25 protein-coding genes are annotated in these 24028 nt (G+C 69.0%); 19 read left to right on the top strand and 6 right to left on the bottom strand.

Features of this window, described 5'->3' with window-relative positions:
• The first annotated feature begins 231 nt into the window (after positions 1 to 231).
• The 3 genes from NG1_RS15370 (at position 232) to NG1_RS15380 (ending at position 2393) form a co-directional block, all read left to right on the top strand.
• Positions 232 to 996: an IclR family transcriptional regulator gene (locus NG1_RS15370; protein WP_062971359.1), complete on the top strand. Its 765-nt coding sequence runs from the start codon at positions 232 to 234 to the stop codon at positions 994 to 996.
• A 140-nt stretch (positions 997 to 1136) separates the two neighbouring features.
• On the top strand, positions 1137 to 1964 hold the full coding sequence (locus tag NG1_RS15375) for an SAM-dependent methyltransferase (protein WP_062971361.1): 828 nt from the start codon (positions 1137 to 1139) through the stop codon (positions 1962 to 1964).
• Positions 1965 to 2039: 75 nt separating this feature from the next.
• Positions 2040 to 2393, top strand: coding sequence for a hypothetical protein (locus NG1_RS15380; protein ID WP_062971491.1), 354 nt, complete (start codon positions 2040 to 2042; stop codon positions 2391 to 2393).
• Here the strand turns inward: NG1_RS15380 and curA are convergent, their stop codons facing one another.
• Both curA and NG1_RS15390 read right to left on the bottom strand, forming a co-directional pair.
• Entirely contained in the window at positions 2394 to 3410 is a 1017-nt protein-coding gene (curA, locus tag NG1_RS15385) for an NADPH-dependent curcumin/dihydrocurcumin reductase (RefSeq protein ID WP_062971363.1), read from the bottom strand. It abuts the gene before it with no gap.
• A 59-nt stretch (positions 3411 to 3469) separates the two neighbouring features.
• Positions 3470 to 4243, bottom strand: coding sequence for an SDR family oxidoreductase (locus NG1_RS15390; protein WP_062971493.1), 774 nt, complete (start codon positions 4241 to 4243; stop codon positions 3470 to 3472).
• A gap of 66 nt (positions 4244 to 4309) precedes the next feature.
• Here NG1_RS15390 and NG1_RS15395 point away from each other — a divergent pair, with 66 nt between their 5' ends.
• The 4 genes from NG1_RS15395 (at position 4310) to NG1_RS37855 (ending at position 7348) form a co-directional block, all read left to right on the top strand.
• Positions 4310 to 4900, top strand: a complete 591-nt coding sequence (locus NG1_RS15395; protein ID WP_062971365.1) for a TetR/AcrR family transcriptional regulator — start codon at positions 4310 to 4312, stop codon at positions 4898 to 4900.
• A 69-nt stretch (positions 4901 to 4969) separates the two neighbouring features.
• Complete coding sequence (locus NG1_RS15400) at positions 4970 to 5776, top strand: LLM class flavin-dependent oxidoreductase (protein ID WP_062971494.1); 807 nt, start codon at positions 4970 to 4972, stop codon at positions 5774 to 5776.
• A gap of 550 nt (positions 5777 to 6326) precedes the next feature.
• The gene (locus NG1_RS15405; protein WP_084498934.1) at positions 6327 to 7076 is read left to right on the top strand and encodes an LGFP repeat-containing protein; all 750 of its coding nucleotides are present in this window, start codon (positions 6327 to 6329) and stop codon (positions 7074 to 7076) included.
• A gap of 35 nt (positions 7077 to 7111) precedes the next feature.
• Complete coding sequence (locus tag NG1_RS37855) at positions 7112 to 7348, top strand: hypothetical protein (RefSeq protein WP_062971367.1); 237 nt, start codon at positions 7112 to 7114, stop codon at positions 7346 to 7348.
• A gap of 576 nt (positions 7349 to 7924) precedes the next feature.
• Here NG1_RS37855 and NG1_RS15415 read toward each other — a convergent pair.
• On the bottom strand, positions 7925 to 8821 hold the full coding sequence (locus tag NG1_RS15415) for a Sco1979 family transcriptional regulator (protein ID WP_062971369.1): 897 nt from the start codon (positions 8819 to 8821) through the stop codon (positions 7925 to 7927).
• A 255-nt stretch (positions 8822 to 9076) separates the two neighbouring features.
• Here NG1_RS15415 and NG1_RS15420 point away from each other — a divergent pair, with 255 nt between their 5' ends.
• The 3 genes from NG1_RS15420 (at position 9077) to NG1_RS15430 (ending at position 11839) form a co-directional block, all read left to right on the top strand.
• Positions 9077 to 9910, top strand: coding sequence for an SAM-dependent methyltransferase (locus tag NG1_RS15420; RefSeq protein WP_062971371.1), 834 nt, complete (start codon positions 9077 to 9079; stop codon positions 9908 to 9910).
• Between the two features lie 285 nt (positions 9911 to 10195).
• Positions 10196 to 11119: an SAM-dependent methyltransferase gene (locus tag NG1_RS15425; protein ID WP_084498935.1), complete on the top strand. Its 924-nt coding sequence runs from the start codon at positions 10196 to 10198 to the stop codon at positions 11117 to 11119.
• 15 nt (positions 11120 to 11134) lie between these two features.
• Positions 11135 to 11839 carry a DUF6081 family protein gene (locus tag NG1_RS15430; RefSeq protein WP_062971373.1) on the top strand — a complete coding sequence of 235 codons (705 nt, stop codon included), beginning with the start codon at positions 11135 to 11137 and terminating at the stop codon, positions 11837 to 11839.
• Between the two features lie 106 nt (positions 11840 to 11945).
• Here the strand turns inward: NG1_RS15430 and NG1_RS15435 are convergent, their stop codons facing one another.
• A complete protein-coding gene (locus NG1_RS15435; RefSeq protein ID WP_157114066.1) occupies positions 11946 to 12140 on the bottom strand; it encodes a hypothetical protein in 195 nt (64 codons plus the stop codon).
• A gap of 411 nt (positions 12141 to 12551) precedes the next feature.
• Here NG1_RS15435 and NG1_RS15440 point away from each other — a divergent pair, with 411 nt between their 5' ends.
• Both NG1_RS15440 and NG1_RS15445 read left to right on the top strand, forming a co-directional pair.
• Entirely contained in the window at positions 12552 to 12848 is a 297-nt protein-coding gene (locus NG1_RS15440; protein WP_062971377.1) for a hypothetical protein, read from the top strand.
• Between the two features lie 368 nt (positions 12849 to 13216).
• Positions 13217 to 14644, top strand: coding sequence for an AIM24 family protein (locus tag NG1_RS15445; protein ID WP_062971379.1), 1428 nt, complete (start codon positions 13217 to 13219; stop codon positions 14642 to 14644).
• Positions 14645 to 14659: 15 nt separating this feature from the next.
• Here NG1_RS15445 and NG1_RS15450 read toward each other — a convergent pair whose 3' ends face one another.
• Together NG1_RS15450 and NG1_RS15455 are read right to left on the bottom strand one after the other, a co-directional pair.
• On the bottom strand, positions 14660 to 15982 hold the full coding sequence (locus tag NG1_RS15450) for a metallophosphoesterase (protein WP_062971498.1): 1323 nt from the start codon (positions 15980 to 15982) through the stop codon (positions 14660 to 14662).
• Between the two features lie 90 nt (positions 15983 to 16072).
• Complete coding sequence (locus NG1_RS15455) at positions 16073 to 16585, bottom strand: mycothiol transferase (RefSeq protein ID WP_062971381.1); 513 nt, start codon at positions 16583 to 16585, stop codon at positions 16073 to 16075.
• A gap of 218 nt (positions 16586 to 16803) precedes the next feature.
• Between NG1_RS15455 and NG1_RS15460 the strand changes: the two genes are divergently transcribed.
• The 7 genes from NG1_RS15460 (at position 16804) to NG1_RS38300 (ending at position 24028) form a co-directional block, all read left to right on the top strand.
• On the top strand, positions 16804 to 17145 hold the full coding sequence (locus tag NG1_RS15460) for a hypothetical protein (protein WP_157114067.1): 342 nt from the start codon (positions 16804 to 16806) through the stop codon (positions 17143 to 17145).
• Between the two features lie 581 nt (positions 17146 to 17726).
• On the top strand, positions 17727 to 18281 hold the full coding sequence (locus NG1_RS15465) for a DUF8020 domain-containing protein (RefSeq protein ID WP_062971500.1): 555 nt from the start codon (positions 17727 to 17729) through the stop codon (positions 18279 to 18281).
• Positions 18282 to 18515: 234 nt separating this feature from the next.
• Positions 18516 to 19718, top strand: a complete 1203-nt coding sequence (locus NG1_RS15470) for a helix-turn-helix domain-containing protein (protein ID WP_084498936.1) — start codon at positions 18516 to 18518, stop codon at positions 19716 to 19718.
• Between the two features lie 106 nt (positions 19719 to 19824).
• Positions 19825 to 21342: an acetaldehyde dehydrogenase ExaC gene (gene exaC / locus NG1_RS15475; protein WP_062971385.1), complete on the top strand. Its 1518-nt coding sequence runs from the start codon at positions 19825 to 19827 to the stop codon at positions 21340 to 21342.
• Positions 21342 to 21743, top strand: a complete 402-nt coding sequence (locus tag NG1_RS15480; protein WP_062971387.1) for a DUF779 domain-containing protein — start codon at positions 21342 to 21344, stop codon at positions 21741 to 21743. Before exaC ends, NG1_RS15480 begins: the two co-directional genes overlap by 1 nt.
• A gap of 163 nt (positions 21744 to 21906) precedes the next feature.
• Complete coding sequence (locus tag NG1_RS15485; RefSeq protein WP_062971389.1) at positions 21907 to 23316, top strand: MDR family MFS transporter; 1410 nt, start codon at positions 21907 to 21909, stop codon at positions 23314 to 23316.
• A 346-nt stretch (positions 23317 to 23662) separates the two neighbouring features.
• Entirely contained in the window at positions 23663 to 24028 is a 366-nt protein-coding gene (locus NG1_RS38300; RefSeq protein ID WP_245659912.1) for a DUF4345 family protein, read from the top strand.

Raw genomic sequence — 24028 nt, forward strand, 5'->3', positions numbered from 1 at the left:
TCGATCAGTGCTCTCGCAGAGTAGGGACGACGACGCCGGTTCACGAGGTAATGCTTTCCGAGGATCGGAAAGCTTGACATATCGCGTTCTCTAGACTTTCGGCTCGAAACCGATGTCACGCAGCTCCGGGCGGACTGATTGCGACGAGGACCGTGACAACTTCGGTCAAACTTTCCAAATATCGGAAAGCTCAACCCTTCTTGCCCGCACTGTTGTGTTACCGTCGGAACCGTGGAACCCTCCGGCGTGCAGACCGTCGCCCGCGCCCTCTCGGTCCTGGACTGCTTCCGCGACGGCCGGGACCGCGGCGTCTCGGAAGTCGCGCGGCAGCAAGGTCTCGCGGTCAGCACCACGCACCGGCTGCTGGCCACGCTCGTACAGGCGGGTTTCCTGGAGAAGAACGCCGAATCCAGCCGCTATCGCATGGGCGGCGCGCTGGCGGAGTGGGGACAGATCGCCTACCGCCAGCACCGGATCTATCTCGCCGAGCCGTATCTGGAACAGCTCGCGGGCACCACCGGAGCCAGTTGCTCGGTCGCCACCCGCCACGGCATCCACGCCGTGCTGCTCGGCACCAGCCGGTGGCGGGAGACCGACGGGCACGAACTGCAGGGCGTGCGGCTGCCGCTGCACGCCAGCGCGCTCGGCAAGGCCCTGCTCGCCTGGTCGGAAACCACCGACGACCAGCTGCGCGAGCTTCCCTACGACGAGGGAACCGAGCGCTCGGTGTCCGGGCCCGACGAGCTGCGCAACGAACTGATCACCGCGCGGGAGCGCGGATACGCCTACAACGACGAGGAACTCGATCCCGGCTTCCGCACCATCGGCCTGCCCATCCTCGATCCGGCGGGCCACTGCCGGTTCGCGCTCGGTCTGCGCGGGCCCACGACGCTGATGATCCCCGAACGCGTGCCGTTCTTCGTCGAGCTCGCGAAGGTCACGGCACAGGAGATCTCCGCCAGGTTCGCCACCGCCGGTCAGGTTCCCGGAAAATAGGACGATCCGGTCGAAAATCCGCCTGCCGCAGGTGCGCCACCCTATTGTTGACGCGTAATCGATAGCCCGAGGTCGTCATTCGGGAGGCGACAGCGGTGCCGCGCCGGGCACTGTCCGGCGTGGCCTGGGAAAGGAGTCGCATGACGAACGGTCACGCGCGGGTGCGCGCCGGGTCGTCGCCCAAGCTCGATACCGGCCTCGCCCACGAGGCGCGGGTCTACGACTACTGGCTCGGCGGCAAGGACAACTACCCCGCCGATCGCGCCCTCGGCGACACGATCGCCACGCACATCCCGGCCATCCGCGACATGGCCCGCGCCAATCGCGCGTTCCTCGGCCGCGCGGTGCGCCATCTGGCCGGCGAGGCGGGCATCGATCAATTCCTCGACATCGGCACCGGCCTGCCCACCGCGGGCAACACGCACGAGGTGGCCCAGCGGATCGATCCGGCCGCACGCGTGGTCTACGTCGACAACGACCCGCTCGTGCTCGCCCACGCCCGGGCTCTGATGGCGAGCACACCGCAGGGCAGGATCGAGTTCCTCGACGCGGATCTGCGCGATCCGAGCGCCGTCCTGGACGCGCCCGTCCTGGCCGACACCTTCGACCCGGACCGGCCCATCGCGATCTTGCTGGTCGCGATCATGATGTTCTTCCGCGACAGCGACGACCCGCACGGTGTCGTCGGCCGGCTGCTGGAGGCGGCGCCGTCCGGCAGCTATCTGGTACTCACCCATTCCACCGGTGATTTCGACCCGCGGGCCATGGCGCGCGCGGCGGCCGCCGCCGAGCACGCCGGCATCGCCTTCCGCCCGCGCAGCCGCGACGAGGTCGAATCCTTCTTCGCCGGAACCGCACTCGTCGAGCCGGGCGTCGTTGCGGTCGACGCCTGGCGACCGGACACGGATGCCGTTCCGGCCGGGGCGCGCTCCGCCTGGTACTGGGCGGGCGTCGGGCGCAAACCCTGAGCGGCGTTTGAGCCGCCCCCGTACGGCAATCACCTCGGAGGTATCCGGCGGACGCGGACGGGTGAGGTGGTGGACATGGTCGACGACGTCGAGAAGCGCTGGCACGATCCGCGCGGGTTCCGCCGCGCGGCGACCTACGTCGCCTCGGTGCTCGCCACCGCCGCGCTGGTCTTCCTGCTGAGCCTGCTGTGGGCCGCCCAGCGCGAGTGCGCGGACGCGGACCGGCTGTTGTGTGACAGCACCGCCCAGGTCGCCGTGGTACTCGGGCCCGCAGTGGTCCTGCTGATCGGCGGCATCGGCGCGTTCGTCGAAACCTACGTGCAGTGGCGCCGCGGCCGGACCTGGCCCATCTGGCAGGGCGCGGGCTGGTTCCTGTTCATCCTGATGCTGGTCTATCTCAGCATCGGCGGCGGCGCGGCGGCACGCTGATCAGTCGGCGACCCGCACGACCACCTTGCCGAAGTTGCGGCCCTCCAGCATCCCGATGAACGCCTCGGGAGCGGCGGCCAAGCCGGTCACGACATCCTCCAGGTAGCGCACGCGCCCCTCGGCGACCCACTCACCCATCTCACGCAGGAAATCCGGGTACAGCTCGCGGACGAATTCGGTCTGGATGAATCCGCGCACCGTGAGGCTCTTGGTCAGGATGCGGCCGTAATAGGCGGGCAGCCGGTCCGGGCCGTCCGGCGCGCCTGCCGCGTTGTAGTTGGCGATCAGCCCGCAGACGGGCACGCGCGCGTAGGTGTTCAGCAGCGGATAGACCGCGTCGGCCACCGCGCCGCCGACGTTCTCGAAATACACGTCGATGCCGTCGGGGACCGCCGCCGCCAGCTGCTCGGCGAAATCGGCCGCGCGGTGGTCGAGCGCGACGTCGAAGCCGAGTTCGTTCAGGTAGGCGACCTTGCGCGGCCCACCCGCGATGCCCACCGTGTGGGCGCCACCGATCTTGGCGATCTGGCCGACGGCCGAGCCCACCGGCCCGGTGGCCGCGGCGACCACGAGCGTCTCACCCGGCTGCGGTTTGCCGATCTTGCGCAGTCCCGCGTAGGCCGTGAATCCCGGCATGCCGAGCACACCGAGGGCGGTCGAGACCGGAGCCTTCGCCGGGTCGAGCCTGCGGACATCGCGCGCTGCGGCGACATCGTGGGTTTGCCAGCCCGAATAGGCCAGCACCACATCGCCTTTCGCCACCGACGGGTCGCGCGATTCGAGTACTTCGGCCACGGTCGCGCCGACCATCACCGCGCCGATCTCCACCGGCGCGGCATACGACTCGGCCGAACTCATCCGGCCGCGCATATACGGGTCCAGCGACAGGTACCGGGTGCGCAGCAGGACTTCACCCTCGGCCGGAGCGGGGAGCTGCGCGGTCTCGGTCCGGAAATTCTCCGGGGTGGGCGCACCCACCGGCCGGGAGGCAAGCACGATTCGCGTCGACTCGACCATCCGCCCACCCTAACCGCAAGCGCGGGCGCCCGGCGCCCGCGCGCGACCGTGTCCGGCGATCACCAGGACGGCGCTTTCGGCCCCAGGAACAGGCCACCGTTCACCTCCAGCGTCTGGCCGGTGACCCAGCGCCCGTCCTCGGAGGCGAAGAAGGCCACCGCGTCGGCGATGTCCGCGCCGCTGCCGACGCGCTCCAACGCGGTCATGCCCGCGACGCCCGCGATCGCGCCGTCGTTGGTGTGCAGCCAGGAGTTCATATCGGTGTCGGTGATGCCGGGCGAGACCGTGTTCACGGTGATCCCGCGGGGCCCGAGGGTGTTGGCCAGCGAGCGGCCGAACACGTTGAGCGCGCCCTTGGTCATCCCGTAGACGACTTCCGGCGTGGCGAACCAGGTGACGCCGGAGGAGATGTTGACGATGCGCCCGCCGTCGCGCAGCAACGGCAACGCCCGCTGCACGATGAACAGCGGCGCCCGCACGTTGACCGCGAACAGTCGGTCGAAGTCCTCGGGCGTGGCCTGCTCGACGGTGGCCTCGTAGGCGATGATCGCGGCGTTGTTCACCAGGATGTCCAACGGCCGGTCGCCGAGCCCCGCGGTGAGTTCGCCGAACAGCTGGTCGATGTCGCCGTCGACACCCAGTTCGGCGCGCACCGGGAACGCCCGGCCGCCCGCGCGCCGGATCGCCGACACCGTCTGCTCCGCCGCCTGCTCGTTGGTGCCGTAATGCACGGCCACCTCGACGCCGTCGGCGGCCAGCCGCTCGGCGATGGCCCGGCCTATCCCCCGCGAGGCGCCGGTCACCAGGGCGGTCTTTCCGTTCGGATCAGTCATGATGCACTCCCGCATTGTCGTTAGGTAACGTTCCCTAACATCGTTGACAGCGGCTACTCTATTCCCGTGGAACCGAAACGTCGAGCCGCCGCGGAGACCAGGGAGCACATCCTGGTCGTCGCGCGGGAGTTGTTCTACGAACAAGGGATTCGGGCGACCGGCGTGGATCGCGTCGCGGCCGAGGCGAACGTCGCGCCGCCCACCCTGTACCGGCTGTTCGGTTCCAAGGACGATCTGGTCGCCGCGTACCTGGAGCGCGAGGACCGCCACTATCGAGAGTGGTTCACCACGGTGGCGAGCGGGGACGGCCCGCGCGAGCGCATCCTGGCCCTGTTCGAGGCGCTGGCCGAGCAGGTGCGCCCCGAATCCTGTCGCGGGTGTCCGTTTCTCATCGCGCTCGGCGAATTCCCGGACCGCGACGTGCTCGGCCACAAACACGCCGTCGCGATGAAGAGCTGGGTGCGGGCACAGTTCGGCACGCTGGTCGGTGAACTCGCGGCGACCGCGCCGGTCGCCGACCCGCGGGCGCTGGCCGATCAGCTGATGCTGGTGATGGAAGGCGTCTACGCCACGACACAGGCGTTCGGCTCGACGGGTCCGGCCGCCCGGTCCCGCGCCCTGGTCGAGGCACTGCTTCCGGCCGCAGCTTCGAGATGAGCGTCCGGGATATCGACTCGAGCGAGCGGAACATTGGCGCGAGTGCCGCGGCTTCGTAGCGTCATGACCATGACCTTGGAAATCGGCACGATCCTGCCCACCTCGACGCCCGATCCCGCGCGACCGATCCTGGGCGACGTGCGCGCCGCCGCCCGTCTCGCCGAGCAGATCGGCCTGGACTCGGTGTGGTCCACCGATCATCTCGTGGCCGGCGCGCCGATTCTGGACAGCACCGTGGTGCTGGCCACCGCCGCCGCCGTCACCGATCGCGTCCGCATCGGTTACGGCGTGCTGCTGCTCGCGTTGCGGCCGGTCGCGTGGGCCGCGAAGCAGATCGCCGCGCTCCAGTACGTCTCCGGCGACCGGTTGATCCTCGGCGTCGGCACCGGCAACCCGGCGCACGGGGACACCGGATGGCGGGCGGCAGGCGCGCCTTTCGCCGAGCGCGGCCGTCGCACGGACGAGGCGTTGCGTGTCCTGCCCGATCTGGTCGCCGGGCGGCCCGCGGTACTCCCGAATGGCACCGAGGTCACCTTGGCACCGGGTGCAACTATGCCGCCGGTGCTGATCGCGGGCGACGGAGAACGGGCGCGACGACGCGCCGCGGCCTACGCCGAAGGCTGGATCGCCCTCGGACTCGAGCCGCCTCAGGTGGCCGCGGCCGCGGCCGAATTGGCGACGCTGGCGGAGGAATACGGCCGCCCACCGCTCGAAGTGACGATCGTGGCGCCCCCCTTGGCGACCGATCCCGGCCGGGCCGCCGAGCAACTGGCCGCCTACGCCGAGGCGGGCGCCGCGCGCGTCATCCTCGCCCCGTCCGGAAGCGAATGGCAGGTCGGCTACGAGTTCGCCGCGAAGATCAAGGCACGGCTCTGATCGCTCTCCCCCGGCGCGCGGCGATCCCCGCGTGAGACCGAGACGCATCGCCGCGATCCCGTATCCCCCACCCGCCAAGCGAAAAGGGGCCGAGCAGCCGTGCGCCGAAGCTCAACGCGGTGAACCGAGGACGCCAGTCGGCATCGCCCCCCGGTGATCCGGGCTCAGGCAGGTACCGGCGACGGAGCAGAGTAGCGCCACGGTGTCCGGCGGAAGCGGCGCGCGCGTTGCGCTGACGGCAACGGATCCCCTTGCCCGGAAGCCTGTTCGGGCTGGACACGCCGCCGGGCCAGAGGTGCAGGCACCCTGCCCCGGCGGCGCCGTATCCGAGAAGGTGCGACCGTGGGCACGGTAGCACCGCCAGTTTGTTCGGAGCCCCGGACGACTTGGATGGGCCGCTCACGGCAAGTATCGGGCGGGCACGACACCAGATCGGTCGACTACCTCGTATTCCTCCGTATCGGGACGCGGAGAGGTAATTTGATCTTCGCTACGCCGACCACAGCTTCAGCTCCATCCCGCACCCACCCGAGATGCACAGGAGTTCACTTTGGCACGGCACCGTCGCCCGAACCGCTCGACCACCCGCGGCGCTTTCGCCATCGCCGCCGCGCTCGGCACTCTGCTCACCGGCATCGGAACCGACGCGGCGGCACGCCCGATCGGCCCCTACGACGTCGGCGGGGCGATCGAGGTCGAATACGACGAGGCCGGTGGGCCCGCGTTCTTCGGCGACCCGGTCACGCCCGACTCGCCCGCCGTCGGCGGGGGCCGCTACCAGGCGTTCGAGCGCGGCTCCTCCATCTACTGGCACCCGGACACCGGAGCCCATCAAGTCGGCGGGGCAATCCGCGACAAATGGGGCAATCTCGGTTACGAAGGCGGAGCGCTCGGCTATCCCGTGGCGCGGGAAGCGGCGACACCCTCGAAACCGGGCAGCTACAGCGTCTTCCAGAACGGGTCCATCTACTGGTCCCTCGGCACCGCCGCGCATCAGATCGGCGGCGCGATCCGCGACAAGTGGGGCGCCTTCGGGTGGGAGAGCAGCCCGTTGGGGTTCCCCATCACCGACGAATCCCCCGCCCGCTCGGGCAACGGCCGCTACAACCTCTTCGGCGGCGGAGCCATCTATTCGGCCCCGCGCAGCGGCACCCACGTCGTCTGGGGGTCCATCCGTGAGTCCTGGGAGGCCGCGGCGGCCGAAGCCGGACGCTACGGCTATCCCACCAGCGACGAATACGACTTCGAGAACGGCAAAGCCCAGGACTTCGAGGGCGGCCGCATCACCTGGACGCCCTGACCGCGCCGGCGAGTGCCGTAGAAGGAGTTGAGGACATGCTCGCTGGACGACTGTTCCCGCGCGCCGCCGACGGGCAGCGGTTCCGCCTGGAGGAGGTGCCGGAACCGACTCCAGGGCCCGGCCAGGTGTTGATCGAGGTCGCCGGCGCCGGTGTCTGCTTGTCGGATGTCCACCTCATCGATTTCGCCGAATCGGTGAGTGCCGTGCTCCCGCTGGCCGAAGCGGACAAAGCGGTACAGGCGTTGGAGAACAAGGAAGGCAATCCGATCTGAATCGTGCTGACACCGTGAACTTCCGGCAATCCGGACGTCGGAGCGATTCGTAACGGCTCCGCCGGCGACCCCAACTCGCGTTGGGGTCGCCGTGGCCGAACCAGCCGCTGCCCGAGCCTTTCCTCAGACCCCGACCTCGACTGGAATCCTGCCACATCACCGCGGCCGCGTCGCATCGGTGATCTTCCATCGGTACGTACATGCGCGCGTGCATGTGCATTGACGCCACCGGTCTCGAAATACTCGAAGATCGAGGTGGACAGACGCCGATCGATAACGGATGAGCATCGGCAAGGGTTCGGCGATGCCGAACTGTTACCTTTCGGGGGTCTCATTTCGACGAGTTATGGCCGACTACAACAGAATTCACGCCCCAGCGCGAGGATTCGATTCGGGTGCTGCACGATTGACCGCGACGCCTTGAATCGATCCAACCGCCCGGTCTTCAAATGGCCGAAATGGCCCCGCTCCGAATGTGCGCAAGTACCACGTGCGCGGAGAAGGTCGATGCGTTGAGCAAACTCCCCGCGCAAGCCGCGCGGCGAGTACGGCCCGCTCCGCGGCGTCGATCGCGTCCTATTCGCCCGAGCGCATGCCGCCGAGCAACTCGCGTAGGAAACCGATGCTCTCGGCCGGAGACAGCGCCTCCACGCTGATCCGGTTCATGACCGACATGTACAGCTCGACATCACGCTGCTTGTCGAAATACAACGAGCTGGTGAGCTGCTCGGTGTAGACGATGTCGGCCAGCTCGGGTTCCGGGAATCGAAGGATGCTGAACGGGCCACCCGCGGCGGAGTGCCCGCCCGCCGAGTACGGCAGTACTTGTATCCGGATGCTGGGACGGTCGGCCATCGTGACCAGATGTTCGATCTGCTCGAGCAGGACCTCCACCCCGCCGACCGGCCTGTGCAGCGCGGCCTCGTCGATGACCGCCCAGAGCGTCGGGGCGGCCGCCCGATAGAGGATCTGCTGGCGGCGCATGCGAATGGCGACGCGGCGTTCGGTCTCGTCGGTATTGCCCAGCTGGATCACCGCGCGCGCGTAATCGGCGGTTTGCAGCAGCCCGGGCACGAATTGCGCCTCGTAGGTGCGGATCGTGGTGGCGGCCTGTTCGAGGCCGATGTAGGTCTCGAACCACGCGGGAAGCAGATCGCTGTAGTGCTGCCACCAGCCCGGATCGTTGGCCCGGCGAGCCAGTTCGAGATACGTTTCGCGTTCAGCGGGGTCGACAACGCCGTAGAGGCTCAGCAGGTCGCGCAGGTCACGTTCTTTGAAACCGGTCCGGCCCAGTTCCAGTCGGCTGATCTTGGCGTGCGATCCGCGGATGGCGTCGCCCGCGGCCTCCCTGCTGATTCCGCAGCCCTCGCGCAGCTGTCGCAACCGGCTGCCCAACGCGATCCGAAGGACGGTCGGACCACGTTCTGCGGCAGGAAATTCCGCGTTGTCACCGGCATCCTCGTCGTTGCTCATGCATGCCTCCGGCCGATCGGGGTTAGACCGCGGGGCGTTGTGCCTCCACCATCACAGCTGTCTGAACGTCGGCTGCAAATCCTACTAGTCCGTTCCCGGACGGCGGTCCAGGCGCGAGTGCGTGCCCGGAACGCCCGAGGCGCAAACATGTATTCGCAAGAGTGCCAACGCAATATCTTGCCCACAAATCCGAGCGATCCCGCGGCGGTATGCGTAGAGTCGCCCCCGACGGTGGCCACGCGGAGGAGGAGCGCCATGACGTCGGCAGAGGGATCGACCCGCCTAGCGGGTGTGGACCCGGCGGTGCCCAGCATCGCGCGCGTGTACGACTACGCCCTCGGCGGGACGGACTGGTACGAATCCGACCGGCAGGTATACCAGCACCTGAAGCGGGCGGTGCCGCACCAGGACGACGTCGGCGCCGCGAATCGGCGCTGGCTCGAGCGGGTGGTCCGGTACGTCACCCGATCGGCGGGCATCGATCAGATCCTCGACCTGGGCAGCGGACTGCCCACGCAGAAGAACACCCACGAGATCGCCCAGGAACTCGACGCCGCGGTCGCGGTGGTCTACGTGGACAACGACCCGGCCTGCGTCGTCCGGGGGCGGGAGGTGCTCGAAGCCAACGAACGCACCCACTTCCTCGACTCGGACCTCACCCGCCCCGCGGATCTGTTCGACAGCCTCGCGGTCAACCGTTACCTCGACCTGTCCCGCCCGATGTTGCTGATGCAGTGCGGCACTCTGCACCACGTCGACGACGACCAGGACCCCGCGGGCATCATGCGGCGGTATATCGATCGGCTCGCACCCGGCTCCTATGTGATGATCAGCCACTTCTTCGATCCGGCCGACGAGAACGAGCATCTGCACGTCCTGGCAAGGCGGGCCGAGCGGGCATTGCACGACGGGGGTCTCGGCACCGGCCGGTGGCGCACCCGCGCGGAGATCCAGGCGTTCTTCGACGGACTGGAAATGGTTCCACCGGGATTGGTGGAGCTGCACGAATGGTGGCCCGGCGGCCCCGCGCTGCGCACGCCGTGGCCCGACGAACGGCTCATCCTCGGCGGCGTCGGCCGCAAGACTTGAACCAGTTCCCCACCACGGAGCCCGATATGACTTCGAACGACGTGCAGATCACCGAGCAGGGCGTCCGAGACGAGCCTGCCGCCGTCCTCGGTGGCATGAAACCCCAACGGTCACCACCGCGATCGGCCGATGAGTATCGACCGATTCGTATGCTCGGTCGTGGTCGGCGAGACCGCCGTCGGTCCACGAAATCAGCACCCGCCGAACGTATCCGCACGGATTGCCCGCCGATTCGGCGGACCCTAGGCTGGTGAGCCAGGCGACGGAAACTACAGAGAGGTCTCCATGTCCGAGCACGCTCCCCGGACCGGTGTTCGCGCGCCGGTAGGCGTGGACACGACACGCGCGAGCATCGCCCGCGTCTACGACGCCACCCTCGGTGGCAAGGACAACTACGAAGTCGACCGCTACGTGCGCGACAAAGTCGCCGAAGTCGCGCCGCGGCAGAGCGAAGTGGCGCGCATGAATCGCCGCTGGCTGCACCGCGTGGTGCGCTATCTGGCCGGGACCGTCGGCATCGACCAGTTCCTCGACATCGGCGCGGGGCTGCCGACCGTCGGCAATACCCATGAGATCGCCCAACAGCAGAATCCCCAGGCGCGCGTGGTGTACGTCGACAACGACCCGGTGTGCAACATCCATGGCCGCGTCCTGCTCGAGCGCAACGAGTTCACACATTTCGTGCCCGCGGATCTCACCGTGCCGAAGACCTTGCTGTCGCACTCCGACGTCACCCGGCACCTCGATCTCACCCGGCCGCTGGCGCTGATCCTGTGCGGCATCCTGCATCACGTCGACGACGACCTCGATCCGGCCGGGATCATGCGTCAGTACATCGATGCGCTGCCCGCGGGCTCCTACGTCGCGATCACGCATTTCTACGATCCGGCCGACGGCGGCGAGGCGCACGAGATGGCCATCGAGCTGCAACGGCGTTTCACCGAAATGGGTTTGGGCTCCGGCTGGTACCGCACCCGCGAGCAGATCGCCTCGTACTTCGGCGATCTGGAACTGATCGAGCCCGGCCTGGTCGAACTCGACGACTGGTGGCCGATGGGTCCCGCGATACGCCCGCGCATGACCGAGGAACGTCTGCTGCTGGGCGGCGTCGCCTACAAGTCCGGATCGTCGAACGGCGTCGTGACCCCACTGCGCCGCCGCGCGATCGAGGACGACCTATCGGATGCCGCCGCCGGACCACACGGCTGAAAGGTAATTGCCGCAATGACTTACGACGACCTGAACGGACCGGACCTCCGCGATGACCGGTGGCGTCACCTGGAGGTCCCGCTCGGGCCCGGGCAGAGCTGGCGCTACGCCGACCCGGCCGCCCGCACCGAGGTCGGCGAGGGTGCCGTGTCGGTCCGGATCGACGCCTTCACCCGCTCGCACGCCGACGTCCAGATCCTGGACAACCCGAAGCATCTGCTGGTGTCGACCGAAACGTTCGATCTCACCGGCGGTCCACGGACTTTCACCGTGGAGATGGCGGCGGAGAACATCGGTGCCACCGGCGAGGACTACCGGGACGGCTTCGCCGCGTTCAACGTCCTCGATATGAGCAGCGCCCAGGTCTTCGACCTGATCGCGACCAGCAAGCACGCCTACGCCATCCACGAGCGGCTGTTCGTGCCGGGCGTCGTCCCCGCGGAAGAAGCGTTCACCCACGTGGTGCACGCGCCGCTGGCGGGGATCGACATCAAACCCGGAGAGTTCCACCGCTACCGCGTCACGATCGACCGGGCCGCGGGCACCGCGGGCTGGTACGTCGACGACGCCCCGGTGTACACCACCCGCGCGCCGCAGCTGCCCGAGACCGTGCAGATCGGTTTCGGCATCATCACCTTGCATCCGATCGAAGACGGACACAGCACGTCGCTGCGCGGACAGGGACTGCACGCGTCGTGGCGCGACTTCACGGTGGAGTGACCGGCGTCGCCGAGCGACGCGGATTTCGCTGAAAACAACTGATGCCCAGCCGCGCTCGGCTGGGCATCAGCTACGTCACCGCCTGCCGGGCGGCCCTGACCGCCGGTCAGACACTCTCTTTGCGCGGCCATTCGACGCTGCCCGACCGGGCGTATTCGCCCGGCGCTATACCGTCCTCGTCCATGCCGTACTCGTAGTCGTACTCGTCCGACTCCGTACGACGGCGCGGATCCCACACCATCGCCACGGCCGACAAGGCCAACAACGCGACGACAATAGCCGCGATGACTACATAGAGCACGTCTTCCAACCTCCTGCAGGGAAAAATCGAATAGCACACCGCCGTGCCGGATACTCAACGCGCACAGCTTCTTTGACGCCGCAGGCATAGTAAGCCGCAGCACCGGGAATCGGACATTCCGACGCCGGTTACCCACCGGTCGCCACGGGATCCGGGCCGGGCGGCAACGTCCGCCGATTCCCCGGAAACGCCCCGCGAACGTTCAGCGTCGCTTAGGCTCGGCACAGTCCCGGTGGCTCCGGGACATCCGGCGCGGCATCGGTATGCCCAAGCCTGCCGCGATCGCTGGTGGTAGCGGTGGGGTTCACCCCATTAGATGAACCTCGCCGTCCCGCCGCTTCCCATGAAATCGCAGGGACATTCGCGTGGAATCACCCGCTTCGGGCATCCTTCGAGCTACCGTCTTCGGTCATGGACGACATCGAACTGCAGCCACCGACCGTCGCCTCCGCCAAGCACACCGGCCTGGTCCTGGACATCGCCACCCTCGACATCCACAACCCGCTCGCCCGGCCCGGCGAGACCACCTATCCGTATGTTCGCTGCACCGACCACCGGGTCCTGCGTCTACCCGAGCCGTTGCACCGGTGGGCCACCGAGACCATCGCGCTCAACCACACCCAGCACGCCACCGGCGCCCTGCCCCTGTTCCCGGGGCAGGTCGAATTCGGCATCCTCGACGGCACCATGTACGCCGAAGTCCTCTGACCCGAATCCATGACGAGAGCCCGGCCGACACGGCCGGGCTCTCACGCGTTCCGGGGATTCGCCGCCGCAGGCCGGATGCGGTTGAGTGCCCGACCGCGTGCACGTCGGCCGAGGCGGGCCCAACCATCGGTGTTCCGCCGCCGGAATGGCCCCGGTCCCGGCTCGCGTCCTCCGGCCGGCATCGGTCCTCCGATCGGCGAACGCCCCGTGATCGATGACGGCGATGGACCGACCAGCGCACCGACTCGAAGCGCCAGGTCGACGCGCGACCCGGTGTGCCTGTGGCGCGCTTTCCGCCCGCACGACACACTGGAGCCCGTGAATCGCATGTCAACCCGACGGCGCCGCCGCGGATCGGACGGCCTGCCGTGACCGACCTCGCCCGCGGTGAGAACCGCCCCGCGCCCGGCGACCGGCTGACGGTGACCGTGACCTGCTCGGCCCCCGTCGACGTCTCGGCGCTGTTGCTGAACTCGGCGGGGCGCGTGCGCTCCGACGCCGATTTCGTGTTCTTCAATCAACCGGTCGCCCCCGGCGTCACCTACCGGCACGGCCGGGGCGCGGGCGACGTGGTGGACATCCAGACCAGCGCGCTGCCCGGCGACGTGGATCGCGTCGTCGTCACCGCGAGCCTGGACGGCAACGGCCCGCCCACCTTCGCGTCCGCGGGGTCGCTGCGCGCGACCATCGCGTCCCCCTCTGGCACGCTCGCCTTCCCCATGACGGGGCTGAGCACCGAGACCGCCGTGGTGTGTGTGGAGATCTACCGTCGCGGCGGCGCGTGGAAGGTGCGCGCGGTGGGTCAGGGTTACGACAACGGACTGGCCGGAATCGCGACGGCCTTCGGCGTGAGCATCGACGACGAACCGGCCCCGCAGACCCCGGCGCCCGCTCCCCCGCCCGCCTATCGACCTCCCCCGCCACCGGCGAATCAACCACCGCCACCGGCGTACCAGCCCGCGCCACCGCCTTCCTACCCACCGCCACCGGCCTATTCCGCGCCGGCCGCCGCGGTGCCGCCACCACCGATGCACTCACCTCAGCAAGGAGCGCTGCCGATGCAGAGCGAACTGTTCGCCCCCAGCCACGCCGAAGTCACCGGCGCGGGCATCCAGAAGCAGGGCGGCAAGATGATCAAGGTGGCCGTCAACGGCGAGGTCATGGCTCGCGCCGGATCGATGGTCGCCTACCAGGGCGATCTGCAATTCCAGGCGCTGGGTGCGGGCGGGATCGGCCGGGCGATCCAGCAGCGGCTGACCGGCGAGGGCGTTCCGCTGATGAAGGTATCCGGGCGCGGCGACCTGTTCGTCGCCAACGGCGCCGCCGACGTGCACACCATCGACCTGGACGGCACCGACGGGCTCACCATCAACGGCGCCAACGTGCTGGCCTTCGATTCCACCCTGCGCTACGACATCCGGATGGTGCAGGGCGCCGCCGGATTCGCCAGCAACGCCGGGTTGTTCAACTGCGTCTTCACCGGACGTGGCCGCATCGCCATCACCACCCACGGCACGCCGGTGGTACTCAACGTCGACCAGCCGACCTACGCCGATCCGCAGGCGGCGGTGGCCTGGTCGTCGAGCCTGCAGACCGGCATCAAACGCAACGATTCGTTCGGATTGGGCAGGCTGATGGGCCGCAGCACCGGCGAGGGGATGACGCTGTCGTTCTCCGGACACGGTTTCGTCATCGTGCAGCCGTCGGAGCTGCCGCCGGGCGGCTTCGTCGGAGGCACCGGCGGCGGACAGGAGGCCGGCCAGAGCGGCGGTGTGCTGGGCGGCCTGTTCGGCTGACGGCGAGAGTCGCGGTCAGGCCTGGAGCGATACGAGTTCCACGACGGTGATGTCCGACGGCGCGCCCACCCGCACCGGCGGGCCCCACGCCCCGGCTCCCCGGGAGACGTACAGCTGCGTGTCGCCGTATCGCTCCAGCCCGGCGACGGTCGGATTCGCCAGCCCGGCAAGGTAATTGCCGGGCCAGAGCTGGCCGCCGTGGGTATGGCCGGACAGCTGCAGATCGACGCCGTGCGCCACCGCGTCCTCGATCAGCACGGGCTGATGCGCCAGCAGCACCGCGGTGCGCGCCCGGTCGCGGTCGCCCAGCGCCTTGCCGAAATCCGGTCCCTGCCCGATGCGTTCGCCCTGTACGTCGTTCACCCCGGCCAGGTCGAACCCGGGCAGCTCGGTGCGGGCGTTCGCGAGCAGGTGCATGCCGAGTTCCTGAACGTGCTCCACCCATTGCTCGGCGCCGGAGAAGTATTCGTGGTTTCCGGTCACGAAGAACGCGCCGTGGCGGGCACGCAGTCCGGCCAGCGGCTCGACCGCCGACCGCAGGTGCTCGACGCTGCCGTCCACCAGGTCGCCGACGACCGCGATGAGGTCGGGCCGGGTGTCGTTGACACTGCGCACCACTCGCTGGGCGAAGCCGCGCCCCAGGATCGGACCGAGATGCACGTCGCTGACCACCGCGATGCGGAACCCGTCGGCTCGGCGCGGCAACTTCGCCAGCGGCACGGCGACGCGCTTGACACTCGGTCCGTCCAGGACGCCGTAGGCGCCGATGCCGACGGTGGCCGCCGCGGCGGCGACCGCGGCGCCGCTCACCACCCGCGAGACGAAGACGCGGCGCGGTAGGCGAGTCTTCGGGGACTCAGCGGGAGCGGCCGTGTCCGGCAGGGACTCCGGCGCGGAACCGGCCCCCACAGCAGACGCCTCTTCGGAACCGCTCCCCCCGGAAGACTTCGGGACGGAATCGATCTCCGCAGCAGATTCCCGGTTCGGTCCCGCCCGGCCTCGATCGAACCGGCGCAGCGCGAGGATCCGGATCGGCTCGCCGACCGCCAGCGCCAGCAGCAGGTACACGAACAACGCGCCCCACAGATAGCCGGGCCAGGCGATGATCCGGACCACCGCGAAGGGGGCGGACGCCAGCTCCGCCACCGTCGCGCCCAACAGCAGCAATGGCCCGGCCAGCACGATGGCGGTGCCGACGCGCCGGGCGCGGGACCCCGCCGCGGTCGTGTCCCGCACGAGCCGCCGCCAGACATACCAGTGGGCGCCGACGACCGTGAGCACGACGACGCCCACGACAACGAGCACGGCGACACCGACCAGAACACTCTTCACGACCACGACGGCACTCTCTGTGAACATTCGGCTTGCGCGGCATCAACCTACGTCACGACAAGGGCCGCGCACGGGTCGACGACTTCCCGGTGCCGGTTACTCCGTCCGTTCCAGCACACCGCGCAGAAACGCCGCCTGGCCCGCATGCTGGAGGTCATCGGAGATCACGCTGACCAGCCGCACACCCAGCGTCACCGGCGGATCCCACCGGACGTCGACGACGCGGTCCAGATCGCTGTCGGTCAATTCCCGGACGAAACGCAGCGTCTGTTCGTGCACCGCGTCGTAGTAGCCCGTGAGCGATTCGGCCGACGCCCGGATGACCGCCACGTCGGCCGGGCGGTCACCGTAGCCGGTCGCTCCCGCGTCGATGGGCAGGTCGAAGCGGTCGTACCAGCCCTGCGCGGTCCAGACCTGCTCGGTGCCTGCCACTTCCGCGAGGTGGTCGTCTTGCACGCGGGTGAGATGCCAGATCAGCCACGCGATCGAGTTGGCGCCCGGATCGACCTGGTGGACGAGGTGGTCGTCCGCCAGCCCGTCCACCGCTTCGTGCACCACCTCCTTGATCCGCTCGTAGGCGTCGGTGAGCACATCGGCACTGGTAGCCATCTATCGACTCCTTCTCGGGTGGTCCGCTGCCACCGACGGTACCCAGCGCGACCACCCGTCACGACCGGCGACGCTCCGTGGGAAGGAAATTCTCGCACGATCGAACCACATTGAATGTACCGTTATTCAACGGTACGATACGCATTGGTTAGATTGGGTCGATGACCTCCGAATCGGTCACCGACCGGACGAAGACGTACCGAAGTGAGGGAGTACCGATGATTCACGACGTCGAGACCGGACGCGCCCGGCGAGCGGTTGTCCGCGTGGCGATGGTCGCCGCGCTCGCACTGACCCCCGTCGCCGCGGTCGCCGCGCCCGCGATGGCGCAGCAGCCGACCGTCGCGCAGGCGAGCCAGGCGCAGGAGATCCACGGTGGCTGGCACCGCCACGGCGGCTGGGGCCACCACGGCGGGTGGGGCGGTTACGGCGGCTGGGGTGGCTACGGCGGCTGGGGCGGTTACGGCTACGGGGGCAACCCGTTCGGCTTCTACGGCAGCCCGTTCGGCATCTGGCCCGGCATCGCCTGGATGCTGCCCGGCACCGGTAGCGCGTTCTGAGCGGAACGCTCCCGCAGCACGCCAGATGATTCCGGCTCCGCGCCGCCGACTCGGCGCATTGTTCGCGGCCGGGCTCCGCATGGGCGCGGCCCCGGAATCATTTGGCACCCGGCGAAATCGCTCCCCGAGTCCGGTAGCCATACGTACCGACGCGATCTCCGGATCGAGTGCCGCAACCCCACAGCGGCCTCGAATCGCGGCCTCGCGCCGAGCGGCCGCCCGAGCGGCGAAGTTCACCCTCGATGAACCCAGCACCCCGGCAGCGCTCGGCCGACGAACACGTACCGATCCGGTTGCCACGTATGAATTTTCCGGAGAAATCAGCGTCGGCTGCGCGAATTTCGCACCGCGCCAGACGAATCAGCACACAATCTGCAATTCGGCCGAATCGGACAGCGAAACGAGCGCTGCCCGTGCGTAATTCAGTAGCGCCACAGGTGCGGGCACGTCACCGATTTTTCGTGAAATTCGCAGAACGATTGCTTCGCGAAAGCCGTACGGCCAGAATGGGTGGGGCCGAGAACCGGCATCTCGGGGATTCGTCGGCACTCGTGGCCGACACGACTATGTGGGGAAAAACGATGAGAGTCAACAGATTCGCCGCAACCGCCCTGCTGGCGGTCGGAGCCACCGGAATAGCGACGGGTGTCGCGCACGCACAGCCCGCGGCACCGGCACAGGTCAGCGTGCACGGCGTCGAGCAGGGAATCGGTTTCACCTCGGCTCCCGCCGCCGACGGCACGGGGGTGGTCACCACCCTCGACGCGGGCACCTTCGCGTTGACGGCCGACGCGGGCGCCGTCGAACTGCGCAACGGGACGGGACAGGTCGTCGCGACCATGCCCTTGGCGTTCCAGGCCTCCGGCGCGGCGCACGGGCTGGCGCCCACGATCACCGATGCCGGCCGCACCCTCACGGTGACGCCGGTCGACGCGCCCGCGACCACCGAGCGCCTCACCCAGTTCGTCGGTGAGGACGACACCCTCGCGCGCAAGCAGTACAACGCCGGTATCGGCGCCCTCATCGGCGCGGGCATCGGCGCCGTGATCGGCTTCTTCCTCGGCGGAGTCGGCGCGCTGGTCACCGTTCCGATCGGGGCGGGCATCGGTGCGCTGATCGGTTTCTCCACGCCGTAATCGGCCGAATCGGTGTGCGGCCGGAAGACGGCCGCACACCGATCGCCGGTCGCGCCGCCGGGATCGCCTGGGTGTCCGCGCACTTTCGCGCTGGTCGGCCGAGGGGAACGCGGCGGCCCGATCGTCGTTCGTCCAGACCCGTGGACGTCGCGCCGAAACGGAATGCCCGGCCGTGTGCTGGGGCATGATGGGAGGGCACGGAGACGATCGGAGCGAAGACACAGGATCGCGGAGATGGCACAGCGCAGTTCCCTCTCGCAGCGACGCGCTGCACTGGAACAAGAGTGGTCCCGATGGATACCCGCCGGGACACCGCAGGGTGATTCCGCGCTGCGCAGCGAGGTCGCGCAATCGTGGCTGCGATCGTTGCGCACCGTCGATCCGGCGTGCGAGAACGCACCCCACGCCGACGCCGATGTGGCCGCCCGCTGGGCCGAGTCCCCGCTGCGCACACCGGTATCCGAGCTGACCGACCAGTTGCGCGACATCACCGAAGGCGCGGGCTACGTCGCGGCGATCACCGACGAGACCGGCACCATCCTGTGGTCGCACGGCGGTCCGGTGATGCGCCGCCGCGCCGAACAGGTCAACTTCGCGCCGGGCGGTCGATGGGACGAGGCGCACATGGGCACGAACGCGTTGTCACTGGCGTTGCGCACCGCGCGGCCGCACACCGTGTTCTCCGCCGAGCACTTGGTGGCCGCCCTGCACGGCTGGGTCTGCTACTGCGCGCCGATCCGCGCCGCGGACGGTCGCCAGCTCGGCGTGCTGGACCTGTCCACCACCTGGGATCGTGCGCACCCGCTGGCCTTGTCCACCGCCCGTACCCTGGTCACCGCCATCGAGACCAAGCTGCACCATCGCATGGCCACGCCCGGAGTCCGGCTGACCTGCCTCGGCGGCGCCCGCCTGATCCGTGACGGCGCCCCCGTGCGGCTACGGCCGAGGCACCTGGAGATCCTGACCCTGCTGGCACTCGAACCCGACGGGTTCACCCACGAACGTCTGCACTTCGCGGTGTACGGCGACCGGCCGGTCGGGGCCAGCACGCTCAAATCCGAGATGTCCTACCTGCGGCGCGCCACCGGCGGCGACATCACCAGCCGGGTCTACCGCCTGGTGAGCCCGCTGTCCTGTGACGCCGTGGATGTGCTCGCCGCGCTCGAAGCGGGCGATACCGCCACGGCGGTCGAGCTGTATCGCGGGCCGCTGCTGCCGGACTCGGACACCCCCGGCATCGTGCGGTGGCGCGAGTACCTGGCGGTCGGCGTGCGCACCGCGGTACTGTCCAGCGGAAACGTCGAGCACGCGCTGCGTTACGGCGAGCGCGCACCGCACGACATCGAGATCCACGAACACGCGCTTCGCCTGCTTCCCGCGGGCGACGGGCGTCGTGCTCTGGCGGCCGCCCGGCTGCACGGCGCGCTGCGCGACTGAGCTCGCGCGCCTCAACGTTTCGTCAACCCTCGCGAGGCATAGTGACCCGCATCACGGCCGCCGCGCCGTGTGCATCACGTCCGCAACCAGCGAGGAGTCACCCGCCATGAGCTACGCGAAGCCGGGAACCGAGGGCAGCGTCGTCGAATTCGCCAAGCGCTACGACAATTTCATCGGCGGTGCGTGGACCGCCCCGATGGAAGGCCGTTACTTCGAGAATCCCTCGCCGGTGGACGGCCAAACCTTCTGCGAGGTGGCGCGGTCCTCGGCCGCCGATATCGAACTGGCCTTGGATGCCGCGCACCGGGCGGCCGACGCGTGGGGCGCCACGTCGACCACCGAGCGAGCCAACCTGCTCAACAAGATCGCCGACCGGATCGAGGACAACCTCGAGGCCCTGGCAGTGGCCGAGACCTGGGAGAACGGCAAGCCGGTCCGGGAAACGCTGGCCGCCGACCTGCCTCTGGCGGTCGATCACTTCCGCTACTTCGCCGGGGCGGTCCGCGCTCAGGAAGGCGGCATCAGCGAGATCGACGCCGACACCATCGCCTACCACTTCCACGAACCTCTCGGCGTGGTCGGGCAGATCATCCCCTGGAACTTCCCGATCCTCATGGCCACCTGGAAGCTCGCGCCGGCCCTCGCCGCGGGCAACGCCGTGGTGCTCAAGCCCGCCGAGCAGACCCCGGCCTCGATCCTGAAGGTCGTGGAGCTGATCGCCGATCTGCTGCCGCCGGGAGTCCTCAACGTGGTCAACGGTTTCGGCGTCGAAGCGGGCAAACCGCTCGCCTCGAGCCCACGAGTGGCCAAGGTGGCCTTCACCGGCGAGACCACCACCGGCAGGCTGATCATGCAGTACGCCAGCGAGAACATCATCCCGGTCACGCTCGAACTGGGCGGAAAGAGTCCCAACATCTTCCTGCCCGACATCATGGCCGCCGACGACGCCTTCCTCGACAAAGCGGTGGAGGGCTTCGTGATGTTCGCGCTCAACCAGGGCGAAGTGTGCACCTGCCCGTCCCGCGCGCTGATCCACTCCTCGATCTACGACGAGTTCATCGCCCGGTGCATCGAACGCACCAAAGCCATCCGCAGCGGCAACCCGCTCGACGAGGCCACCATGATCGGCGCGCAGGCCAGCAACGACCAGTTCGAGAAGATCCTGTCCTACATCGACATCGGCCGCCAAGAGGGCGCCGAGGTGCTCACCGGCGGCGGCCCGCGCAAGGTCGACGAGTTCCCCGGCGGTTACTACGTCGAGCCGACGATCTTCTCCGGGCGCAACGACATGCGGATCTTCCAGGAGGAGATCTTCGGACCGGTCGTGTCGGTGACCACATTCGACTCCGTCGACGAGGCGCTGAAGATCGCCAACGACACTCTCTACGGACTCGGCGCGGGAGTGTGGACCCGCGACATCAACGCCGCCTACCGCCTCGGCCGCCAGATCAAGGCGGGCCGGGTGTGGACCAACTGCTATCACGCCTACCCCGCGCACGCCGCCTTCGGCGGCTACAAGAAGTCCGGCATCGGGCGCGAGAACCACCGCATGATGCTCGACCACTACCAGCAGACCAAGAACCTGCTGGTCAGCTACTCGCCGGACAAGCTCGGATTCTTCTGATGCCGGATCCGGTCGGCCGCGTGGAGTTCACCGGACCGGCGCGAGCGATGCTGCGCCGACTGATCGAGCAGCACGGCCCGGTGATGTTCCATCAGTCCGGCGGCTGCTGTGACGGCAGTGCACCGATGTGCTACCCGCACGGCGAATTCCGGGTCGGCGCGTCGGACGTGCTCCTGGGATATCCGGCGGCGGACACCCCGTTCTGGATGAGCGCCGACCAGTACGAGTATTGGCGGCACACCCATCTCACAGTCGACGTGGTGCCGGGCCGGGGCAGCGGATTCTCCCTGGAAGCGCCCGAAGGGGTGCGCTTTCTGATCCGCTCGCGACTGCTCACCGACGAGGAACTCGCCGTCCTCGACGCACAGCCGCCCCCGACCGGGGCGGACCCGCACCGGTGACCCGGGGCGCCGGCCACCGACGATTACGGTCGCGCCGGTGCCTCGCCGGCCCGCCGCCGCGGTGGGCAGGCCGCTCCGAGCACGAAAAATCCGTATGCGGGAATAGCCGGAGGGCGGATACGGTCGTTCGAGGTGGTTAGGCAGGCGAACGAGAGGGGCCGCGGTGGCGACCGAGACTGTGACGGCGTCCGTAGGGCTCCGATCCGAGCGCGGCGCCATCCTCGGCTCGCTGATGCTGGCGACCGCGCTGGTCGCGCTCGACTCGACGGTCATCGCCACGGCGGTGCTCACCATCACCGACAGCCTCGGCGGCTTCGCGCAGTTCCCCTGGTTGTTCTCCATCTATCTGCTGGCGCAGGCGGTGACGGTGCCGATCTACGGCAAGCTCGCCGACACCGTGGGGCGTAAACCCGTGATCCTGTTCGGGATCGCGATGTTCGCACTGGGTTCGCTGCTGTGTGGCGTGGCGACCAGCATGCTCGGGCTGATCGTCTTCCGCGCCGTCCAGGGCATCGGCGCCGGAGCGATCCAGCCGATGACGATGACGATCGCGGGCGACTTGTACACGCTGTCGGAGCGCGCCAAGGTCCAGGGATACCTGGCCAGCGTGTGGGCAATGTCGAGCGTGGCGGGCCCGTTGCTGGGCGGCCTGTTCGCCGACTACGTCAGCTGGCGCTGGATCTTCCTGATCAATCTTCCGCTCTGCGCGCTGGCCGGATGGATGCTGGTGCGCAGTTTCGCCGAGAGCGCGCCGCGGCGCAGGCAGAGCGTCGACTATCCGGGCGCGGCGCTGCTGGCCGTGGGCGCGGGCGCGCTGATCCTCGGACTGCTCGAGGGCGGCCAGGCGTGGGCGTGGTCATCGCCGGTGAGCGTCGGCATCTTCGCGGGCGGCGTGCTCCTGCTCGTGCTGTTCGGGCTGGTCGAACGCCGGGCGCGCAATCCGATACTGCCGCTGTGGGTGTTCACCCGCCGCGTGGTGATCGCCTCCAGCCTGGTGTCGGTGCTGATCGGCGCCGTCCTGCTCGGACTCACCTCCTACGTGCCGACCTTCACCCAGGGTGTGCTCGGCACGGGTGCGCTGGTCGCGGGCCTGACGGTCGGCGCGCTCACCCTTGGCTGGCCGCTGGCCGCGTCCCAAGCCGGAAAGGTGTACCTGCGCATCGGCTTCCGCGCGACCGCCCTGATCGGCAGCGGCTTGGCGGCGCTCGGCGCCGCGAGCACGCTGCTGATCACCCAGCACTCGGCGCTGTGGCAGGTCGCCGCGTCGTGCTTCGTCATCGGCACCGGCATGGGCCTGGTCGCGACTCCGACCCTGATCGCGGCGCAGACCAGCGCCGAATGGACCGAACGGGGCGTGGTGACCTCCGCCAACATGTTCGCGCGCTCGATCGGCAGCGCGGTGGGCGTCGCGGTGTTCGGCGCGATCGTGAATTCGCGGGTCGGCCACACCGATCACCCGCTGCCCGCCGCACTGGCCTCGGCGGTGCATCTGGTCTTCGTCACGATCGCGACGATGGCCGCCGTCATGCTCATCGCTTCGGCCATGATGCCGCGGCGGTCGGCGACCGGCTGACCCGCGGTCCGCCTCGGTGCTCGGGAACGCAGGTGGGCTCCGGCGATGTGCCACCGGAGGACCTTCAGCCCGCCGTCTCCCGCGAGCCGTGCCGGTTGGTGCTCGCGTCTGCCCGGGCAGGCCGGATTCGGCAGCCATGTCAGCCGTCGCTGCGGTCGGCCGTCCGCTCGATCACCGATGTTCATGCCATCGGCCGTTGCCATGCAGCCGTAGCCGGGGCCCGGCAGGTGAGGCCGAACCCGGTACATCGGACGGCACGACCGGAGAGAGCAGGTTTTCGGAAGCGTTCGCCGCCGCGAGCGGTGCAAGCTGGGCATCCCATCCGAACCGGAATTTGGAGGTCGCAGTGGCACAGGCAGTGTGCGGAGTAATCGGTGTTTTCTTCCTCGGCATGGGCGTGTACGCACTCGCCGCGCCCGCCGCGCTGATCCGGCCGTTCGGCGTCCGGCTCACCGAGGCGAGCGCCCGATACGAAGTGCGCGCCGTCTACGGCGGCTTCGGCCTCGCGATGGCGGCCGTGCTCGCGGTGGCAGCGGCGGGCCTGGGCACGCTGCGCGGCGGGATCATGGTCGCCGTCGGCGCGGCGCTGGCGGGCATGGCCGTCGGCCGGGTGGCGTCCGCCGTGCTCGATGAGCGGACGGCCTTCTACCCGACCTGGTTCTACGGCGTGGTGGAGACGGCAGGCGCTGTCGCGCTCTTCGCGGCCGCCTAG

This window comes from Nocardia gamkensis NBRC 108242 (genome assembly GCF_001612985.1).
Classification (GTDB): domain Bacteria; phylum Actinomycetota; class Actinomycetes; order Mycobacteriales; family Mycobacteriaceae; genus Nocardia; species Nocardia gamkensis.

Bases quoted from the DNA above. Each gene is read 5' to 3' on its own strand.
- NG1_RS15375 (WP_062971361.1), top strand. From the start codon at position 1,137: ATGACGAACGGTCACGCGCGGGTGCGCGCCGGGTCGTCGCCCAAGCTC.
- NG1_RS15380 (WP_062971491.1), top strand. From the start codon at position 2,040: ATGGTCGACGACGTCGAGAAGCGCTGGCACGATCCGCGCGGGTTCCGC.
- curA (WP_062971363.1), bottom strand. From the start codon at position 3,410: ATGGTCGAGTCGACGCGAATCGTGCTTGCCTCCCGGCCGGTGGGTGCG.
- NG1_RS15390 (WP_062971493.1), bottom strand. From the start codon at position 4,243: ATGACTGATCCGAACGGAAAGACCGCCCTGGTGACCGGCGCCTCGCGG.
- NG1_RS15400 (WP_062971494.1), top strand. From the start codon at position 4,970: ATGACCTTGGAAATCGGCACGATCCTGCCCACCTCGACGCCCGATCCC.
- NG1_RS37855 (WP_062971367.1), top strand. From the start codon at position 7,112: ATGCTCGCTGGACGACTGTTCCCGCGCGCCGCCGACGGGCAGCGGTTC.
- NG1_RS15415 (WP_062971369.1), bottom strand. From the start codon at position 8,821: ATGAGCAACGACGAGGATGCCGGTGACAACGCGGAATTTCCTGCCGCA.
- NG1_RS15420 (WP_062971371.1), top strand. From the start codon at position 9,077: ATGACGTCGGCAGAGGGATCGACCCGCCTAGCGGGTGTGGACCCGGCG.
- NG1_RS15425 (WP_084498935.1), top strand. From the start codon at position 10,196: ATGTCCGAGCACGCTCCCCGGACCGGTGTTCGCGCGCCGGTAGGCGTG.
- NG1_RS15430 (WP_062971373.1), top strand. From the start codon at position 11,135: ATGACTTACGACGACCTGAACGGACCGGACCTCCGCGATGACCGGTGG.
- NG1_RS15440 (WP_062971377.1), top strand. From the start codon at position 12,552: ATGGACGACATCGAACTGCAGCCACCGACCGTCGCCTCCGCCAAGCAC.
- NG1_RS15455 (WP_062971381.1), bottom strand. From the start codon at position 16,585: ATGGCTACCAGTGCCGATGTGCTCACCGACGCCTACGAGCGGATCAAG.
- NG1_RS15460 (WP_157114067.1), top strand. From the start codon at position 16,804: ATGATTCACGACGTCGAGACCGGACGCGCCCGGCGAGCGGTTGTCCGC.
- NG1_RS15465 (WP_062971500.1), top strand. From the start codon at position 17,727: ATGAGAGTCAACAGATTCGCCGCAACCGCCCTGCTGGCGGTCGGAGCC.
- NG1_RS15470 (WP_084498936.1), top strand. From the start codon at position 18,516: ATGGCACAGCGCAGTTCCCTCTCGCAGCGACGCGCTGCACTGGAACAA.
- exaC (WP_062971385.1), top strand. From the start codon at position 19,825: ATGAGCTACGCGAAGCCGGGAACCGAGGGCAGCGTCGTCGAATTCGCC.
- NG1_RS15480 (WP_062971387.1), top strand. From the start codon at position 21,342: ATGCCGGATCCGGTCGGCCGCGTGGAGTTCACCGGACCGGCGCGAGCG.